Raw genomic sequence first — 258 nt, forward strand, 5'->3', positions numbered from 1 at the left:
TGGAACGTGATGAAAACGTTTTTATTATGGGTGAAGATGTTGCTGAAGCCGGTGGAGTATTTGGTGTCACGCGCGGCCTTGTCGATAAGTTTGGTAAAGAACGAGTTCGGAATACCCCTATTTCAGAAGCTGGGATCGTGGGGGCAGGTCTTGGCGCAGCCTGCGCAGGGATGAGACCAATCGTTGAATTAATGTATATGGATTTCACCTTTGTAGCTATGGATCAGATTCTCAATCAGGTTGCTAAGACGAGATACG

1 pseudogene is annotated in these 258 nt (G+C 46.9%); it reads left to right on the forward strand.

From position 1 onward, the window contains the following. A pseudogene (locus DSOL_RS26540) lies at nt 1-258 on the forward strand (alpha-ketoacid dehydrogenase subunit beta); the annotation flags it as partial.

This window comes from Desulfosporosinus metallidurans (genome assembly GCF_001936615.1).
Classification (GTDB): domain Bacteria; phylum Bacillota; class Desulfitobacteriia; order Desulfitobacteriales; family Desulfitobacteriaceae; genus Desulfosporosinus; species Desulfosporosinus metallidurans.